The following is an 18,570-nucleotide window of genomic DNA, read 5'->3' on the forward strand; positions in this document are numbered from 1 at the left end:
GCCGACCGTCTTCTCCATATGGAATTCTACAAACAGGTCATAGCTGCAGTGATTAAGGATTTAAATGAAAAGGGAGAACCAATTATTTTTGCTACCCAGCGCGGTTATGGCGATTTAAAAGGTGGTTGGGAATTTCCTGGTGGAAAAATTGAAGATGGTGAAACTCCTCAAGAGGCACTTATAAGAGAGATAAAGGAAGAATTAGATACGGAGATTTCAGTAGGAGAGTTGATCCATACCATTGAATATGATTATCCTACATTTCATCTGTCTATGGATTGTTTCTGGTCAGAAATTGTTGCCGGAGATCTTGTTTTGAAAGAACATGAGGATGCAAAATGGTTGACGAAGGATGAAATGAATTCAGTGGGCTGGTTACCTGCGGATATAACTTTAGTAGATAAAATTCGTATGTCAATATAGATTGCTACTTCCATAATTGTTTAAAGAAGGTGATGATTTTGAAAGAACGCTCAGAAGTAATAGCTTTATGTATGAAATTAAAAGAAGTCTACGAGGATTATCCCTTTCACGATAGTAACTGGACTTTAATTCGCCATAAGACCAATAAGAAAGCATTTGCCTGGATCTATGAGAGGGAAGGCAATATCTGGATAAACGTTAAATGTGACCGGGAGTGGAGAGATTTCTGGAGGAGCACATTTACTTCTGTAATACCGGCATATCATCAGAATAAAGAACATTGGAATTCCATAATTCTCGATGGCACAATTCCAGATAAAGATATTATCAGAATGATTGGAGAGAGTTATGAGCTTACAAAAGACAAAAAGAAATCAGTTAAGAATTAAGTATGGGATTGCATTCGCATTGCTCCTGCTTATAGAAGTGATAATTGCGTTATATGTACATGATTCATTTATACGGCCATATGTAGGTGATATGTTGGTAGTAATTTTAGTGTACAGTTTTACAAGAATCTTTATACCAGAAAAATGCAGATTACTTCCATTGTATGTATTCTTATTTGCAGCAGGAGTAGAGGTGTTGCAATATTTCAAATTAGTACACGTACTTGGGCTGGAAGATAACAGGTTTTTAAGAATCGTATTAGGTTCCGTGTTTGATCTAAAGGATATTGCATGTTACGGTGCTGGGTGTATTTTGCTTGAAGTATTCGAGAGGAAAAAAAGTAAAAGTATACGTTAAAACGATTGAATACCACGCTAGATACAAAATAAGGTCGCGCTGACTATACGAGACCTATATGAGGTCGTATGTGTTACATTAGTATAAAATAAATCAAATCATCAAATATAAAGAAAAAGCGGAGGTATGAAAACCTCCGCTTATCAATTTATAATGATAGCCATCAAGTATCTTATAGTTTTACCCAATTATACAGTCTCTGCTTCCCTAAAAATAAGTCGAAAAATAAGTCTGACAACTGGTCCGCAATAAAACATCTGATATAAAATCGCCATTGGGAAATTCATTGCCCACGTCTGGATCCAGGTTCCCAACCCCGGTTCTTTAAAGAGTATCGTTGCAATCAGACTCATAACCGGGCACATAATGCAACAAATGCAGATCGATATTGCATATGTAATAAATTGAGGTCTGTCATTCGGTCTTACCACTTTAAAAGCAAGCATCTTTGCTATTTTTCCTACCACAAAATATTCTAAAATAAATGCGATTGGAGCCATGACAGGCAATTCATGAAGTGCAGCAATAAATGTTCCGGCTGTGATCCCTCTCATATTCAGGGCGACGTTGTAAACAATCATTCCATATACCATTACAACTGCCATGATAGCAGTGAAAATGACGTCTTGAAATTTGTTTTTTGGCATAAAAAAATCCTCCTTAATGATTATGAATGTGTTGTTCGTTATCATCCGGGAGGAGTGTGCGTTTCCAATTATGTACCATATTTAAAATTAGCTCAGTAAGTATAACACAAAAATTAATATCATGAAAGCTTTATTTTGTTTTTTTATTAATTAATATTCCCCAGCCTGACTCCAGGCATTCTCACTGATTACTGTATCAGAACTCTGGGGATAGTATCATCTGTTTTAATGCATTTGCGGCAATGCTAAGGCAGCGGCTTGTATTTTCCACCAGACAGATGCTGCGTCTGGGAATCGGTTCTTCCAGTGGAATTGAGAAAACCTCCCCATTTTCAAGGGCTTCTTTGGCGAAGCGTTCCGGGATAAAACCGATACCCAGGTCATTTTTAATCATAGGCATCAGCTGATTGGTTGATGCCACTTCTATATCCGGCTTAAAAACCAGATCATACTTTAAGAGCAGGTTTGAATAAAACTCATAAGTCACGGTATCCTTACCGAGACAGACAAATGGGTACTGAACCAGCTCCGACAGATGGTGGCGAGTGTCTTTTAAAAAGGAATAATGTTTCCCCCCAATCAATATTTCCTGAAACGACTTCAGACATGTTTCTTTCAGTGGAGGTTTGATATTAGAAGGAGTGGTCACAACTGCAAAGTGAACCAGCCGGTTCTTTAGAACCTGGATTGCCTGTGGTGTGGAGTGAGTAAGAATGCGAAGATGGATACCGGGATGGGTACTGTGAAATGCCCCAAGTATGGGGAGAAGATGACCGTGAAGGGCAGTATCACTGACGCTGATGGTTATGGTACCTCCGCTTAAGTTTTTATCATTGATCAGTTCCAGCTCAGCCGCTCTGAACTGTTCCTGGGCAATTTTTACGTGGGAATAGAGCTTTTCCCCCTCTGGTGTCAAAGAGATACCGCGGTTGGATCGCACGAAAAGCTTACATCCTAATTGATGCTCTAAATTATTTATGAAACGTGAAATATTGGACTGGTTGGCTGAAAGGAGCCCGGCGGCTTTGGAAAAGCTTTTGCATGTAGCCACATAATAAAAAATTCTGTAATAGTCATATGTAATATCCATAGTTCCCCCTTTTATCTGCTATATAAATATTAGATAACTGACATACAATATATACATTTTACATATATTAACAGCTATTATATACTTCTATATATAAGAAGTAAAGTGTATCCCCATATTTTACCACAAGACCAACGGTATCCCGGTCTTTTATTAATAATACGATTTTATATCGTTTCGTTCATAATCCACATATCACATCCGTCTTCCCATAATAACCTTCCTTATCCGTTTATTGTATCTCTTTATATACGGTTTTTTTATCGTTTCTAAGTTAATAAATTAACGATATATTTTGCGATTTGATCTCTTGAATCATATGACTATTGTTGGATTCTACTAATTTATTGTTAAAAGTGCCAAAAATTAACCATAAAAAATCCTATTGTTTATGATAAGTTATTAGTATTTTTAAATACAGGCAAAAGGAATTAGAATGAACCATAGAAACAATGTTAAAAAAATCACTATCAAAGGAGATAACAAAAATGAACCAATTAATCCAATCATTAGTAGAACGTTCCAGAAATGCACAGCAGGTTCTGCGTTCCTATGACCAGGAAAAGACAGATGCCATTGTAAAGATGTTTGCAAAAGTTATTTTTGACAATGCAGAACCGCTTGCAAAGCTTGCTGTTGAGGAAAGCCGGATGGGTGTTTATGAAGACAAGGTCACTAAGAATAGAGGAAAATCCAGAATCATCTGGAATGCATTAAAGAGCAAAAGGTCCATTGGCGTCATTGGAACAGATGAGGAAGCAGGGCTGATTGAGGTGGCAAAGCCAATGGGTGTCATTGCAGCTGCCACACCCTGCACCAACCCCATTGTTACCCCCATGTGTAATGCCATGTATGCCGTAAAATGCCAGAATACGATTATTATTGCACCTCACCCGCGCAGCAAAAAATGTGCCATGGCAGTAGCTGAGCTGTATTACAAAGAGCTGGACCGCATGGGTGTTCCAAGAGATATTTTCCTGGTAATCGAAGAACCGTCGATCGAGCTTACCAACGAACTGATGGCTGCCTGTGATGTTGTACTGGCGACCGGCGGAGCTGGTGTTGTAAAGTCCGCTTATTCCAGCGGTAAACCAAGCTATGGCGTGGGCCCCGGCAATGTGCAGGGACTGATTGATGAAGGAATCGATTATAAGGCTGCAGCAGGAAGAATGATTGCCAGCCGTATCTTTGACAATGGCATTATCTGTTCCGGAACCCAGACAATCATAGCACCGGAGAAAGATTACGATACCGTGATAAAGGAATTTGTGTCTCAGGGAGCTTACTACATTAATGATAAAGCGGTGATTGATAAACTGGCAGAAGTGGTATTCCCCAATGGAGTGATCAACAAAAAAGTTGTTGGCCAGTCAGTCAAGACCATCGCAGACCTTGCCGGGATTTCCGTTCCCCAGGGCACAAAGGTCATAATTGTAAAGCCTGAGAAACATGGGCCGGGAATTGTATGGAGCAAGGAGAAGATGTGTCCGATGATGGCTGCATACAGCTATCAGACATGGGAAGAGGCGGTTCAGATTGCATATGACAATCTGGTATATGAAGGTGAGGGCCATTCAGCAGACATTCAGTCCAACGATAAAAATCACATTGAATATGCAGGTATAAAGCTTCCTGTAAGCCGGGTGGTAGTGAATCAGACCTGTTCCAGCATGGCAGGGGGTGCGTTTGCAAACTCCTTGAATCCTACCACCACACTGGGATGCGGAAGCTGGGGCAACAATGCGATCAGCGAGAACCTGTTCTATACCCACCTGATGAACAAGAGCCGGATTGCATTTGTAAAAAAGGATTGGAAACAGCCGACGGATGAAGAGATTTTTGCATAGGGAGGCTTGAAATGAAAGAAATTATTTTAAAATCCCAGATATCCTACTACGATACCTGTAAAGAATTTGCCAGTGAGTTCCACCTTGGAAGTGGTGACCTCATACTGACCAACGAATACATATACAAACCGTATTTCGGAACACTTGGGCTGAATGCCCATACCATTTTTCAGGAGGAATACGGGACGGGAGAGCCCACAGATATCATGGTGGATGCCATCCTTGAAGCAGCTGCAAAGACAGACTGCAGGCGGATTATAGCTATAGGCGGCGGCACGGTGATTGATATTGCCAAGGTTATGGCGGTGTCTGCAGGGGACCCGCTGGATTCCCTTTATGCCGAACCTGAAAAAATCCAAAAGAAACGGGAACTTGTGATTCTGCCCACAACCTGTGGAACCGGAAGTGAAGTCACCAATATTTCCATTATCAACCGGACCAGGCTGGGAACCAAGGTAGGACTGGTGTCACCCCATATGTATGCGGATGAGGCTGTGCTGGTTCCGGAACTTTTAAACGGACTGCCATTTGCCGTGTTTGCCACCAGCTCCATTGATGCTCTGGTTCACGCGGTGGAGTCAAGCCTGTCTCCCAAGGCAACGCCATTTACAAAGCTATTTGGTTACAAAGCAATTGAAATGATCATCAGGGGTTATCAGAAAATTGCAGCTGAAGGAATCGATGCAAGACTTCCCCTTATAAAGGATTTTCTCATTGCAAGCAACTATGCAGGGATTGCATTTGGAACGGCCGGCTGTGCGGCTGTCCATGCTACCAGCTATCCGTTGGGAGGAACCTATCACGTTGCTCACGGGGAGAGCAACTATGCCATGTTTACAGGGGTGCTTAAAAATTATATGGAGATCAGGCAGGACGGCGAGATTGCAGTAATGAATCAGTTTCTTGGAAGTCTGCTGGGTTGCCAAAATGATGTGGTTTATGACAAGCTTGATGAACTGCTTGGAACAATTCTTCCAAAGAAGACGCTCCGCCAGTATGGTGTAAAGCAGGAAGAGCTTGAGGTATTTACAAAGAGCGTCATGGAACGGCAGGGTCGTCTTATGGCAAATAACTTTGTACCCCTTGATGCGGACCGGGTGCTTAAAATTTATCAGGAACTGTATTAATCTGGCTGTCAATGATGGAAATAAAACTGCGCTCCCAGATAGGTGACGAGGGTCGGAGCGCATGAAAAGGAGAAGAAGATTATGGCATTAATGACTGGTGAAGAATATGTGGAAAGTATGCGGAAACTGAAACTTAATATTTACATGTTTGGGGAGAAGATTGAAAACCCAATTGACCATCCGATTTTAAGACCGTCCCTTAATTCTGTGAAAGCTACCTACGATCTGGCTCAGCTTCCGGAATACGAGGATCTTATGACAGTAACTTTAGAGGATGGACGTAAAATCAACCGTTTTGCTAACATTCACAGAAGCACGGATGATTTAATTAAAAAGGTTAAGATGCAACGGCTCTGCGGACAGAAGACGGCTGCCTGTTTCCAGCGGTGTGTGGGAATGGATGCTTTCAATGCTGAATGGTCAACGACCTATGAAATTGATGCAAAATACGGCACCAGTTATCATGAGAATTTTAAAAAATATCTCCGTATGGTACAGGATAAGGATTTGACTGTAGACGGAGCAATGACAGATCCAAAGGGCGACAGGGGTCTGGCACCTCATGCACAGCCAGATCCGGATATGTATTTAAGAGTTGTGGAGCGAAGGGATGACGGAATCGTAGTCAGAGGCGCAAAGGCACATCAGACAGGTATTATCAACTCACAGGAAGTGATTGTCATGCCTACCGTTGCCATGGGACCGGATGACAAGGATTACGCAATATCCTTTGCAGTTCCTGTGGATGCAGAAGGAATCGTGATGATTATCGGAAGGCAGTCCTGCGATACCAGAAAGCTGGAAGGGTCCCAGATGGATGTGGGCAACAGTGAATTCGGAGGCGTAGAGGCACTGGTTGTATTTGATGACGTATTCGTCCCCAACGACCGCATTTTCCTCAATGGTGAATTTGAGTATGCCGGTATGCTGGTGGAACGGTTCGCCGGATACCACAGACAGTCCTACGGCGGATGCAAGGTTGGCGTAGGTGATGTTTTAATTGGAGCGGCAGCCCTGGCAGCAGATTATAACGGCGTACCAAAGGTTTCCCATATTAAGGATAAACTGATTGAGATGACTCATTTAAATGAAACACTTTATTGCTGCGGCATCGCGTGCTCCGCGGAAGGAACACCCACCGATTCCGGTAATTATATCATCGACCTGTTACTTGCCAATGTATGTAAGCAGAATGTGACCAGATATCCCTATGAGATTGCACGTCTGGCAGAGGATATTGCAGGAGGTCTTATGGTAACTGCCCCGTCTGAGAAGGATTTAAACGATCCGGTTGTAGGGGGCTATGTGGATAAATATTTAAAGGGAATCGAAGGTGTCTCCACCGAAAACCGTCTCAGAATTCTACGTTTAATTGAAAATCTGACCCTTGGAACCGCTGCAGTGGGATACAGGACCGAATCCCTCCATGGAGCTGGCTCGCCCCAGGCACAGAGGATTATGATTTCCCGTCAGGGTAATATTGGAAGAAAAAAAGAGCTTGCAAAAGCAATTGCGAAAATAAAGGATTAAAAACCCATTTTAGACCTAAGAGGGAGGTTATATGCAGGTATGAATTGGAGAGAAATCTATACTTCAAAATTAAAGCCAATAAAAGAGGCTGTTAAGGTGGTAAAATCCGGTGACAAAGTGGTGATTGGCCACGCAGTGGGCGAACCCATTAAACTGGTGGATGCAATGACTGAGTACGCGGTGCAGGCGGATTTAAGGGATATAGAAATATATCAGCAGGTGGATATGGGGCATTCCCTTTATGCACAGCCTGGGATGGAGAAACATTTCCGGGAGAACAGTTTATTTCTTGGAGCAAAGACCAGAGATTGTGTGAACAGCGGTCGGGGAGATTTTACCCCATGTTATTTTTACCAGGCACCGGAATTTTATCGCAGCACAAAGAAACCAGATGTGGTTTTCGTCACGTTATCCCTGCCGGATGAGCACGGATACTGTAGTTTCGGTGTATCCTGTGACTATACAAAACCGGCAGCAGAAGTTGAGGGCGCTAAGGTGGTTGCCGCAGTAAATTCCAATATGCCAAGAACGCTGGGAGACAGCTTTATCCATGTATCCGATATTGATGTGATTGTGGAAGACGACACCCCCATACCAGAGCTGGGACTTCCCCAGATTGGGGATGTGGAAATGGCAATTGGAGAGCACATTGCTTCTATGGTGAACGATGGGGACTGTCTGCAGCTTGGAATCGGAGCGATACCGGATGCGGTCCTTAAATTCCTTGATAACAAAAAAGATCTGGGCATTCATTCTGAGATGATATCAGATGGTGTGATTGATTTATATGAAAAGGGAGTCATTAATTGTGTAGCTAAGAATTATAACAGAGGAAAAATAGTGGTGTCATTCCTTATGGGCAGCCGCAGACTCTATGATTTTGCAGATGATAACCCCAGTGTCTATATGGCCCCGGTGGATTATGTAAATCACCCAGTCATTATCGGACAGAATGATAATATGGTATCCATCAACTCTTCGGTTGAAGTGAATCTGATGGGGGAGGCGTGCTCCGAGGCTATGGGGCTGAAACAGTTTTCCGGAATCGGCGGACAGGTGGACTTTATCAGGGGAGCATCCTTCTCAAAAGGCGGCAGGTCAATCCTCGCATTCCCTTCCACGGCCAAGACGGGAACGGTTTCCAGAATTGTACCCTATCTGACCCAGGGAGGAACCGTAACCACATCAAGAAATGACGTTGACTATATCGTTACAGAGCATGGAATCGCTAAGATGAAAGGCAATACGCTCAGAGAACGGGCCCGTCAGCTGATCCGCATTGCGGCACCCCAGTTTCAGGACGTTCTTGCGGAAGAATTTGAGAGACGTTTTGCCGAAAAATATAAGGAGGTGTAGCCGTATGAACTGGAGAGAAATCTATGCTTCAAAATTGAAAACTCCTCAGGAAGCTGTAAAGATAATCCACTCAGGAGATACCGTTCTGATTGGCCATGCAGCAGCAGAGCCGGATTGTCTTGTAAACGCAATGGTGGATTATGCGGTGGAACAGGATTTAAGAGAGATACATATTGTCCAGCAGCATGATATGGGGACCTGTAAATTTTTTGAGCCTGGGCTGGAGAAGCATTTTAAATACTCATCCCTCTTCATAGGTGCCCGCAGCAGGAATTATGTTGCAGAGGGAAAAGGGGATTTTGTTCCCGTTTTCTTTAACCGCATACCGGACTATGTGACCAATATGGACCCGGCAGAAGTATTCCTTGTGACATTGTCTGAGCCGGATGAGCATGGTTATTGCAGCTATGGGCTGTCCTGCGATTTTGCCAAGGAAGCAGGAGAGAGGCCGGGGACAAAGGTAATCGGCGCGGTAAATCCCAACATGCCAAGGGTGATGGGTGATAATTTCATTCACGTCAGTAATCTGGAAGCAATTGTGGAGAGTGATGAACCAATCCACGAACATGGCCGTCCGGAAATCGGAGAGGTGGAGGAAAAAATAGGCGCCAATATAGCTTCACTGGTACGGGATGGGGACTGCCTGCAGCTTGGAATCGGTGCAATTCCTGATGCAGTGCTTAAATTTCTCGGTGATAAGAAGGATCTGGGAATCCATTCCGAGATGATTTCCGATGGGCTGATGGATCTGTATGAGACAGGGGCAATTACCGGTAAACGGAAAAACATTGATAAAGGAAGAATGGTCATTACCTTTATGATGGGCACAAAGGAGTTGTATGACTTTGTCAACGATAATCCTGCCATTTGCATGAAACCGGTGAGTTATGTCAATGATCCGTTCATCATAAGCCAGAATGACAATGTGGTATCCATTAACTCAGCTTTGCAGACGGATTTAATGGGGCAGGTCTGTGCAGAGACAATCGGACTCAAGCAGTACTCGGCAGTGGGCGGACAGATGGACTTTGTGAGGGGAGCGTCCGCATCCAAAGGCGGAAGGTCAATCATTGCTTTCGGAGCCACCACCAAGGGAGGAACCATATCGAAAATTGTTCCATTTCTGACACAGGGGGCAGCTGTCACCACAAGCAGAAATGATGTGGATTATATTGTGACAGAGTACGGGGTCGCTCATCTGAAAGGAAAATCCTTAAGAGCAAGAGCAAGGGCTTTAATCAATATTGCAGCACCTGCATTCCGGGATGATCTGTCAGTGGAATTTGAGAAGCGTTTTGGGGAAGCACTATAACAATGTACAAGGGGGTAATATATGACTGTAACAATGATCTCAGATTTGCTGGAAACACTCATGATCGTAGGGTTTGGTTTGTCCTGGCCGTTCTCCGTTTACAAATCTTATGTATCAAAAACGGCCAAAGGCAAGAGCCTTCAGTTTGAATTTTTTATATGGCTGGGATATATCTTTGGCATAGCAAGGAAGTTTATTCAGTTTCAATATGCATCTAATTATGACTGGCTGTTCTTTCTTTCCTGGTTTTTCTATGTGCTTAACTTTGCTGAGATATCATTTGATATGTGGCTTTATGTAAGAAATGTAAAACTTGATAAGCTTAGAGAGGGAGAAACAGCAGACTTATTATAGTACGCACCAATTGTGACATACTCCACTGCGTCAGGGACCCGGGGTGTGCCCGGGTCAGAATGATGTGGTTGTTATACCATAATCCGGCTTTGTTTCCCTCTAGATTTTATGGTTCAGTATCTTATGGGCCATATCAATTAATTCCGGATTGATTTCTTCTACCAGAATGACGTCCTGAATGGAAGGAAAAGCAGACTGGACTTCGGCAGTGATCAGTTCCTCATTGGTACTGTGGGCAGCCGGGCAGCCGGAACATTTTCCCGTTAACCTTACCTTTAAAACATGATCTTCCAGGCTTTGTATCATAACATCGCCATTGTGCTCAGCTAATGCCGGACGCACTTTTGTATCAAGAATCGCTTCTATTTGTTGAATTGTGATCTCCATTGGTAACCCTCCTATGCCTTGTAGTTTAACAGCGGGCAGACGGTTTGTCAATTGATGCCATGATATGAAAACTTGATGGATAAAGATAAAAAATGATTAGAAAGAAGTAGTGGTATGACTGCAAATTTTGAACATTACAAGATTTTTTATTACGTAGCAAAATATAAAAACCTTACCAGGGCGGCCAATGCCCTGGTGACCAGCCAGCCATCAGTAACCTACTGCATGCAGAATCTTGAGAATATATTAGGGTGCAAGTTATTTATCCGTTCCAGAAAAGGGGTTACGCTGACTGCAGAAGGAGAAATGCTTTACAGTTATGTTGCGCCTGCCTGCCAGCAGCTGATACAGGGAGAGGAAAAACTGAGAGAACTCCTGGGAGAGCAACATGAGTACATCAATGTGGGGGCTACACAGATGGCTATGCTTTCTTACCTGGTAGCCAGCTTAAAGCAGTTCCAGGAACAGTATATCCAGGTAAAAATAAATATTTTCAACTATAATACGCCCCAGACACTCAATGAGCTGAAAGCCGGAAAGATCGATCTGGCAATTATCACCACGCCCTTTGACCATGAACAGTCATTGAAAGTGGTAAAGGTAAAGGATTTTAACAGCGTACTGGTGGGCGGTCCCATATACAAAGAGTATGCGGGAAGGGTTGTTTATCTGGAAGAGGTAGGAAAACTGCCGCTAATCACCATGTCGGAAAACACCACCACATTTCAATTTTTTCAGGAATTTTATCGCTCATGCGGTCTGACCATGCGTCCATCCATTGAGGTAGCGTCCATGGATCTGATTCTCCCGATTATCCTTAAGAATCTCGGGATCGGGTTTGTGCCAGAGGAATTTGCGCGGCCTCTGGTTGAAAAGGGGGAAATTGTGGAGATAAATCTGTATGAGCACATACCCCAGCGGGATATTTGCATTGTCAGTGACAGCAAACGGCCGTTGAGCGCAGCCGCAAAGAAGCTGCAGTGTATGCTGGAATCCCGGGAATAGAATGATGGGGGAGGTATGACATGAAAATCGGAATTAAATACTGCGGCGGCTGTAATCCGGTATATGACAGATGCAGCAGGGTCCGCAAATTCAGGGAAGCCAACCCCGGACATGAGTATGTTACCTCAGATACAGAAGCCGTATGCGACATTTGGATGGTGGTCTGCGGGTGCAGCCGCAGGTGCGCAGATGTGAGCGGTCTTAAGGACTGCAAAAAGGTGGTGCTTTTGTGGGATGAGACAGGTTTTATACGTCTGGAACAGGAGATCCGGGCTGAGGAAAAAAGCGCTTCCTCTGATAACCGGGAAAAGAAAGTTCTCCACCTCCACGAGAAGGCAGTGAGGCGGCGGTTGGTGACCAGCGAGGATGTACATCGTTTTGCAGCGCTTACAGGAGATGAAAGCCTGCTGCATCTGGATTCTGGATTTGCAGAGATGGCTGGATTTAAAGGCCCTCCGGTTCACGGCATGTTTCTGGATTCTCTGGTTTCCTCTGTCATGGGAACGGAGCTTCCTGGCAGCGGCACGTTGTATATGGAACATACCACCAGATTCATACGCCCGGTTTATCAGGGAGATACCATAGAAATTAAAGTGGAATTCCTCTCTTATGAGGAACGGGATGACTGCTATGTGGGATTATTTAGGGGAACCTGCAAAAATCAGTATGGGGAACGGGTGTTGACGTCCAGCTGCAGCCAGATGATGATGAAACGCTTATTCGAAGCAACCGGACCTGTTTAAAGACGGATTCAATACCACCTCAGAGGAAAGGGATCAGACAATGACGAATTTGGAAAAATATGATCAGTTGTTTATAAAGGATTTAAGGGTGAAAAAGGAAGATTTAGAAGATTTGAAGTATAGAGGAATCAGTACCTGGGATTCCATGGGACATATGGATCTGGTTACTGATTTAGAAGAAGTGTTTGATATTCACTTTAATACAGCAGATGTTATGAACTTTTCTTCCTATGAAAAGGGGAAAGAAGTAATGAAAAAATATGGTGTGATGATTTAAGTATGATGATTGGCGAGATGTCTGAAGAAAAGGGGAAGATTGACATGGATTATGAAATGATTCTGGCAAGGAAACCATATTCCCTTTGCAGGGCAGAAAAAAGGGAATTGTTCAGGGAATGGCTGACAGAACTGACAGAATACCACAGACAGCACTGCCCGCCATATGAGAAGTTGTTAAAAGCTCTGGAGATTCCTTCAGGCAGAAGCATGGAGGAAGAGGAAATCCCCATGCTACCAATTGGTCTTTTTAAGAGTATGGAACTGATGAGCGTTCCCCCTGGACATATTTTTAAAACAATGACCTCCTCCGGAACAAAGGGGCAGGAGGTATCAAAGGTTTTTCTGGACACAGACACTGCCAGATACCAGCAGCTGGCGCTGGCGGGCATAGGGGAAGATTTCTTTGGAGATCAACGGCTTCCGCTTCTTGTAATCGACAGTCCGGACGTACTGAAAGACAGGAAGATGTTTTCTGCCAGAGGGGCCGGGATACTGGGGTTTTCTATTTTTTCCTCCCACATATGCTATGCCCTCACCAGTGACATGGAGTTGAATATGGAGGCTGTTGAAGGGTTCCTGAAACGATACAAAGATACACGGGTACTCGTCTTTGGATTTACATATATAATCTGGAAATACTTCTACGAAGCCCTTGCCAGACAGGGAAAGAAGCTGGAACTGGATAATGCTGTTCTTGTCCATGGCGGAGGCTGGAAGAAGCTGATAAGCCAGTCGGTTTCTTCGGATGAGTTTAAAAAGCGGATATATTCGGTAACAGGGATCAGCCGCATCCATAATTATTATGGAATGGCCGAACAGACGGGCTGTATTTACATGGAATGCCCATGCGGCAATCTTCATGCCAGTGTTTATTCGGACATTATAACCAGAAGGGCAGTGGATTTTACTCCCTGTGAATACGGGGAAAAAGGTATTATTCAGATTTTATCCCCCCTGCCCCGGTCCTATCCGGGACATTCCATACTCACAGAGGATGAAGGGATTATCATAGGCGAAGATGACTGCCTGTGCGGACGCCTGGGGAAATATTTTAAGGTGACGGGGAGAATCAAATATGCCCCGGTCAGGGGGTGCAGTGATACCTATGAAGGATGAAGTGGTTATTCTTGCAGGGGTAAGACAGCTGGAGAAAGAGCCGTGGGAACCCTTTGCGGCTCCGGTACTGGATTTTCTGGAGCAGCTGTCCAGGGAAATACGCAGGGAGAGAAGAAAATATGAACAGCTGGCGGCCTTTGGTTTCTGGTGCCGCAGATCTCACATGGAGGAATTCAGAAAAAGGTATGACGATGGGCGTTTTCGTCTGGGGCGTGGAGTTATTTTTCACATACCAGCCTCAAATGTTCCGGTATTGTTTGGATACAGCCTTATGATGGGATTGCTGGCAGGTAACAGTTGTTCTGTCCGTATCTCTTCTAAAAGCCAGGAACAGGATCAAATCCTGTGCCGCATCATGGATCGCATTCTGACCCGCCCTGAATATAAGGGGATGAGGAGGCGGATCTCAGTCTTTTCCTGTCAGAGGGATTCCCTGGCGGTGAGAGAGGCGCTTTCGGACTGCGCAGGCTGTGTGGTGTGGGGCGGTGACAGGACCATAATGGAAGTCAGATGCATGCGCATCAGGCCAGATGCAGTGCAGCTGAATTTTCCGAACCGGTATTCCATTTGCATCCTGGATTCCTTGCAGCTGGGAAAGATAACAGAGGAGGAATTAAAGAATCTCGCCCACAGGTTTTACAACGACACCTATCTTTTGGATCAGAATGCCTGTTCCAGCCCTGCAATTGTCATATGGAATCAGGTGGAAGAATCAACAGAAGCAGAAAACGCCAGAGTGCGCTGGTGGAATGCAGTTGATGAGGAAGCCCGGTCTTATGATCTGACAGCCCATAAAGCAATGGCCAAATATGAACTGCTGTGCAGATATGCCATGACACTGGACGGGGAAACAAAGATCAGCCGTTATGGGAACCGCCTGTATACAATGGAGCTGGGGGACATTCCCTCAGACATTGATCAGCTTCGGGGCGCTTTTGGTATGTTTTTCGAATACCGGGGAGACTGGAGAAAGGCCCTCACTCATCTGGCATCAGGCCGTCTTCAGACCATAACATACCATGGAATAGAAGAACAGGAATTAGTGGATTTTGTAATAAAAAATCATCTCTTTGGAGTCCATCGGATCGTGCCGGCCGGGCGGGCGGCGGATATGGATCCAGTATGGGATGGTCAGGATTTCATCGCTGTGCTGTCCAGACAGATCGGAAGGGAGGCACAAGATGCTTTTGTTTGAAAAGGAAAAGATATACGGTGACAAAATTCTGGCAGTGGATGATAAGGACAGTAAGGTCACATATGATCAGTTGGATGCATTTTCAGGAGAACTGTACAGTAAAGTCGGTGGAAAAAGGCTGATTTTTATTCTTTGTGAGAATACCATAGAATCACTGTTTGGTTATCTTGGCTGTCTGAAAACCGGCATTGTCCCACTGATGCTGGAAAGCCGTATCCACCCAAGCCTTTTAAATAGTCTCATAGGGGAATATCACCCCGCCTTCCTGTACGTACCGGAAACCTGTATTGAGAAGGCAGAAGGCAGTGAAGTCATCTGGCAGTTTGGCAGTTACTGCCTTTGCAGAAGAAATGAAAAACTGCTCCCAGCCCTTTATAGTGAACTCTCCCTTCTGCTGACTACATCAGGAAGTACAGGAAGCCCCAAGCTGGTCAGGCAAAGCAGCGGGAATATTGATGCCAATGGAAGATCCATAGCTTCCTATCTGGAGATTGATGCCAATGAGCGGCCAATCACCACATTACCTATGAATTATACATATGGTCTTTCCATAATTAACAGCCATGTTTTAATGGGCTGCACACTTTTAATCACCAAATATGGAGTGCTGGAGCCTGCCTTCTGGGATTTTGCAAGAAAGAACAAGGCTTCGTCACTTGCGGGTGTACCCTATACGTATCAGATTCTAAAGCGAATTGGTTTTATGGAAATGGATCTGCCGGATTTAAAAACCATGACACAGGCAGGCGGTAAGCTGCCGGCCAGTCTCCACAAAGAATTTGCCCTATATGCGAAACGGACCAACAGAAAATTCATTGTTATGTACGGTCAGACGGAAGCGACGGCAAGAATGGGGTATCTCCCAGCTGATAAATCGCTGGAGAAGTGCGGAAGCATGGGGATTGCCATACCGGGCGGCAGATTCTGGCTGGAGGATGAACAGGGCAATGAGGTTATAGAGCCAGACAGCCCGGGAGAACTGGTATATCAGGGGAAGAATGTAACCCTTGGTTACGCCTGCTGCAAAGACGACCTAATCAAACCGGATGAACGGAGGGGCGTTCTGCATACCGGCGATATAGCCATCCGGGACAGTGAGGGTTATTACTATATAACTGGCAGAAAAAAACGCTTTATCAAAGTGTATGGCAGCAGGGTGAATCTGGATGAAGTGGAACGTCTTTTGAAGGAACAATATGAAGAAATTGATTTTGCATGTGTGGGAACCGATGACAATCTTACAATTTACACGGATTGCTCATCACCAGATGCAGGGAAGGAGATTTTGGATTACTTATACCGCGTAACTGGAATCGGCAGAGCAGCAGCTGTAAGGTATCGAAATAAAATCCCCAAAAATGAATCGGGAAAAACCCTGTATCAGGAATTGGAAACAACAGCTGATAACAGAATGGAATGTAAATAACGGCATTTATGCCGGTGTGTAAAAGGAGAAGCAGAATATGGATTTTACTTTATCAAAAAAACATCTTCTGGCACAATCGCTGTACAGAAGTTTCACTGAAAATGAGGTGAAGCCAATGGCGCATGAGGTGGACGAGAAAGAAATATTTCCCAGAGAAACCGTAGAAAAGATGGCCAGATGCGGGTTCATGGGAATACCGGTTCCAAAGGAGTACGGCGGGCAGGGCTGTGATGTATTATCTTACGTCATGTGCGTGGAGGAACTGGCAAAGGCATGCGGAACCACAGCGGTAATTCTGTCAGCCCATACTTCCCTTTGTATCGATCCCATTCTTACATACGGGACAGAGCAGCAGAAACAAAACTATATCCCTGATCTGGCGGCAGGCCGGAAGCTCGGAGCATTTGCACTGACAGAGCCGGGGGCTGGAACCGATGCACAGGGCCAGCAGACAAAGGCGGTTCTGGACGGTGAACAGTGGGTACTTAACGGCTCCAAGTGCTTTATTACCAATGGAAAGGAAGCAGATATCTATATTATCATAGCCGTGACAGGAACCGTTGAAAAGCGGGGGAAACAATCAAAGGAGATATCCGCTTTTATTGTGGAAAAAGGAACGCCCGGCTTCTCATTTGGAACCAAGGAAAAGAAGATGGGTATCAGGGGATCTGCTACCTATGAACTTATATTTGATGATTGCAGAATACCAAAGGAAAATCTTTTGGGAATGAAGGGCAAGGGGTTTGGTATCGCCATGCATACACTGGACGGCGGAAGAATCGGTATTGCCGCCCAGGCTCTCGGTCTTGCAGAAGGAGCTTTTGAATCCGCTGTAAAATATGTGAAAGAAAGAAAACAGTTCGGACGTGCGCTGGGACAGTTCCAGAATACCCAGTTTCAGCTGGCGGAAATGTCGACTAAGATTGAGGCGGCAAAAATGCTGGTATACAAAGCCGCTTTGGCAAAGGAAACCCAGAAGACTTACAGTGTGGAAGCTGCGAAAGCCAAATTGTATGCAGCAAAGACTGCCATGGAAGTAACAGAAAAAGCAGTTCAGCTCCACGGAGGTTATGGATATATCCGCGAATATGATGTGGAACGAATGATGCGTGATGCGAAAATTACGGAGATATACGAGGGAACAAGCGAGGTACAGCTTATGGTAATTTCCAGCGACGTGCTAAAATAAGGAGGATACACAGTGAATATTGTTGTTTGCATAAAACAGGTGCCTGATACAAAAGGCGGTGTAAAATTTAATCCGGATGGGACACTTGACAGAAGTGCCATGCTGGCAATCATGAATCCGGACGACAAGGCGGGTCTTGAGGCGGCGCTTAAAATAAAGGACCATTACGGCGCAAAGGTGACAGTGATCACCATGGGGCTTCCCAAAGCAGATGAGGTTTTAAGAGAAGCTCTGGCAATGGGGGCAGACAACGGAATTCTCATCACAGACCGGGTACTGGGAGGGGCAGATACATGGGCAACCTCCTCCACATTGGCAGGAGCACTGAAAAGACTTGATTATGATCTGATTATCACCGGGCGTCAGGCCATTGACGGCGACACAGCCCAGGTGGGACCCCAGTTATCCGAGCATCTTGATATCCCGGTCATTTCCTATGTACAGAATTTAAGAATCGATGGGGAGTATGTAATTGCAGAGCGTCAGTTTGAAGACCGGTATCATCTGCTCCGGGTAAAGATGCCGTGCTTAATTACCGCTCTTTCTGAGCTTAACACTCCCCGGTACATGACGCCAGGCGGCATATTTGATGCCTATGGTGCAGAGCTTACTGTGTGGGGAAGACAGGATTTAAAAGAGGTTGATGACAGCAATATTGGTCTGAAAGGTTCTCCCACCCAGATTGCAAAGGCATCAGACAAAGTGAGAAAGGGTGCCGGGGAGGTTGTGAATCTGGACGTTCCCGAGTCAGTTGATTATATTATGAACAAACTAAGAGAAAGACATATCGTCTAATA

20 protein-coding genes are annotated in these 18,570 nt (G+C 44.7%); 17 read left to right on the forward strand and 3 right to left on the reverse strand.

Annotated elements, in window-relative coordinates; translation table 11 throughout:
• The first annotated feature begins 18 nt into the window (after positions 1-18).
• Genes ACOAOT_RS04095 through ACOAOT_RS04105 form a run of 3 tightly spaced genes read left to right on the forward strand, consistent with a single transcriptional unit; the run spans position 19 to position 1,170 of the window.
• Positions 19-423, forward strand: a complete 405-nt coding sequence (locus ACOAOT_RS04095) for a (deoxy)nucleoside triphosphate pyrophosphohydrolase (protein ID WP_420216652.1) — start codon at positions 19-21, stop codon at positions 421-423.
• A 38-nt stretch (positions 424-461) separates the two neighbouring features.
• Complete coding sequence (locus tag ACOAOT_RS04100) at positions 462-812, forward strand: MmcQ/YjbR family DNA-binding protein (protein ID WP_420215809.1); 351 nt, start codon at positions 462-464, stop codon at positions 810-812.
• Positions 772-1,170: a ribosomal maturation YjgA family protein gene (locus ACOAOT_RS04105; protein WP_420215810.1), complete on the forward strand. Its 399-nt coding sequence runs from the start codon at positions 772-774 to the stop codon at positions 1,168-1,170. The genes ACOAOT_RS04100 and ACOAOT_RS04105 overlap by 41 nt, the downstream gene beginning before the upstream one ends.
• Before the next feature lie 188 nt (positions 1,171-1,358).
• Here the strand turns inward: ACOAOT_RS04105 and ACOAOT_RS04110 are convergent, their stop codons facing one another.
• Complete coding sequence (locus tag ACOAOT_RS04110) at positions 1,359-1,817, reverse strand: DUF2798 domain-containing protein (RefSeq protein ID WP_420215811.1); 459 nt, start codon at positions 1,815-1,817, stop codon at positions 1,359-1,361.
• A 196-nt stretch (positions 1,818-2,013) separates the two neighbouring features.
• Positions 2,014-2,907 carry a LysR family transcriptional regulator gene (locus ACOAOT_RS04115; RefSeq protein ID WP_420215812.1) on the reverse strand — a complete coding sequence of 298 codons (894 nt, stop codon included), beginning with the start codon at positions 2,905-2,907 and terminating at the stop codon, positions 2,014-2,016.
• 488 nt (positions 2,908-3,395) lie between these two features.
• Between ACOAOT_RS04115 and ACOAOT_RS04120 the strand changes: the two genes are divergently transcribed.
• From ACOAOT_RS04120 to ACOAOT_RS04145, 6 genes are all read left to right on the forward strand, one after another.
• Positions 3,396-4,754: an aldehyde dehydrogenase family protein gene (locus tag ACOAOT_RS04120; RefSeq protein WP_420215813.1), complete on the forward strand. Its 1,359-nt coding sequence runs from the start codon at positions 3,396-3,398 to the stop codon at positions 4,752-4,754.
• Between the two features lie 11 nt (positions 4,755-4,765).
• Positions 4,766-5,881, forward strand: coding sequence for a 4-hydroxybutyrate dehydrogenase (locus ACOAOT_RS04125; protein ID WP_420215814.1), 1,116 nt, complete (start codon positions 4,766-4,768; stop codon positions 5,879-5,881).
• An 81-nt stretch (positions 5,882-5,962) separates the two neighbouring features.
• Complete coding sequence (locus ACOAOT_RS04130) at positions 5,963-7,411, forward strand: 4-hydroxyphenylacetate 3-hydroxylase family protein (protein ID WP_420215815.1); 1,449 nt, start codon at positions 5,963-5,965, stop codon at positions 7,409-7,411.
• Positions 7,412-7,450: 39 nt separating this feature from the next.
• Positions 7,451-8,767, forward strand: coding sequence for an acetyl-CoA hydrolase/transferase family protein (locus ACOAOT_RS04135; protein ID WP_420215816.1), 1,317 nt, complete (start codon positions 7,451-7,453; stop codon positions 8,765-8,767).
• A gap of 4 nt (positions 8,768-8,771) precedes the next feature.
• Positions 8,772-10,079 (forward strand): acetyl-CoA hydrolase/transferase family protein, encoded by a 1,308-nt coding sequence (locus tag ACOAOT_RS04140; RefSeq protein WP_420215817.1) that lies wholly within the window; start codon positions 8,772-8,774, stop codon positions 10,077-10,079.
• A gap of 21 nt (positions 10,080-10,100) precedes the next feature.
• Positions 10,101-10,433, forward strand: a complete 333-nt coding sequence (locus tag ACOAOT_RS04145; RefSeq protein WP_420215818.1) for a hypothetical protein — start codon at positions 10,101-10,103, stop codon at positions 10,431-10,433.
• A 99-nt stretch (positions 10,434-10,532) separates the two neighbouring features.
• On the opposite strand, the gene ACOAOT_RS04150 is transcribed toward ACOAOT_RS04145, so the two are convergent.
• Positions 10,533-10,820 carry a NifU family protein gene (locus tag ACOAOT_RS04150; protein WP_420215819.1) on the reverse strand — a complete coding sequence of 96 codons (288 nt, stop codon included), beginning with the start codon at positions 10,818-10,820 and terminating at the stop codon, positions 10,533-10,535.
• A 114-nt stretch (positions 10,821-10,934) separates the two neighbouring features.
• Here ACOAOT_RS04150 and ACOAOT_RS04155 point away from each other — a divergent pair, with 114 nt between their 5' ends.
• The 8 genes from ACOAOT_RS04155 to ACOAOT_RS04190 are packed head-to-tail and all read left to right on the forward strand — an operon-like array spanning position 10,935 to position 18,568.
• The gene (locus ACOAOT_RS04155) at positions 10,935-11,825 is read left to right on the forward strand and encodes a LysR family transcriptional regulator (RefSeq protein WP_420215820.1); all 891 of its coding nucleotides are present in this window, start codon (positions 10,935-10,937) and stop codon (positions 11,823-11,825) included.
• A 20-nt stretch (positions 11,826-11,845) separates the two neighbouring features.
• The gene (locus tag ACOAOT_RS04160; RefSeq protein WP_420215821.1) at positions 11,846-12,568 is read left to right on the forward strand and encodes a MaoC family dehydratase; all 723 of its coding nucleotides are present in this window, start codon (positions 11,846-11,848) and stop codon (positions 12,566-12,568) included.
• A 40-nt stretch (positions 12,569-12,608) separates the two neighbouring features.
• A complete protein-coding gene (locus ACOAOT_RS04165) occupies positions 12,609-12,845 on the forward strand; it encodes an acyl carrier protein (RefSeq protein WP_104436959.1) in 237 nt (78 codons plus the stop codon).
• A gap of 44 nt (positions 12,846-12,889) precedes the next feature.
• Entirely contained in the window at positions 12,890-13,963 is a 1,074-nt protein-coding gene (locus ACOAOT_RS04170) for a LuxE/PaaK family acyltransferase (protein WP_420215822.1), read from the forward strand.
• On the forward strand, positions 13,923-15,158 hold the full coding sequence (locus ACOAOT_RS04175) for an acyl-CoA reductase (RefSeq protein ID WP_420215823.1): 1,236 nt from the start codon (positions 13,923-13,925) through the stop codon (positions 15,156-15,158). The genes ACOAOT_RS04170 and ACOAOT_RS04175 overlap by 41 nt, the downstream gene beginning before the upstream one ends.
• Positions 15,145-16,584, forward strand: a complete 1,440-nt coding sequence (locus ACOAOT_RS04180) for an AMP-binding protein (RefSeq protein ID WP_420215824.1) — start codon at positions 15,145-15,147, stop codon at positions 16,582-16,584. Before ACOAOT_RS04175 ends, ACOAOT_RS04180 begins: the two co-directional genes overlap by 14 nt.
• Positions 16,585-16,621: 37 nt before the next feature.
• On the forward strand, positions 16,622-17,773 hold the full coding sequence (locus ACOAOT_RS04185; RefSeq protein ID WP_420215825.1) for an acyl-CoA dehydrogenase family protein: 1,152 nt from the start codon (positions 16,622-16,624) through the stop codon (positions 17,771-17,773).
• Positions 17,774-17,785: 12 nt separating this feature from the next.
• Entirely contained in the window at positions 17,786-18,568 is a 783-nt protein-coding gene (locus ACOAOT_RS04190; protein ID WP_420215826.1) for an electron transfer flavoprotein subunit beta/FixA family protein, read from the forward strand.
• The last annotated feature ends 2 nt before the right edge of the window (positions 18,569-18,570 follow it).

It is taken from the genome of Lacrimispora struthionigena (assembly GCF_048627165.1).
Taxonomy (GTDB): domain Bacteria; phylum Bacillota; class Clostridia; order Lachnospirales; family Lachnospiraceae; genus Lacrimispora.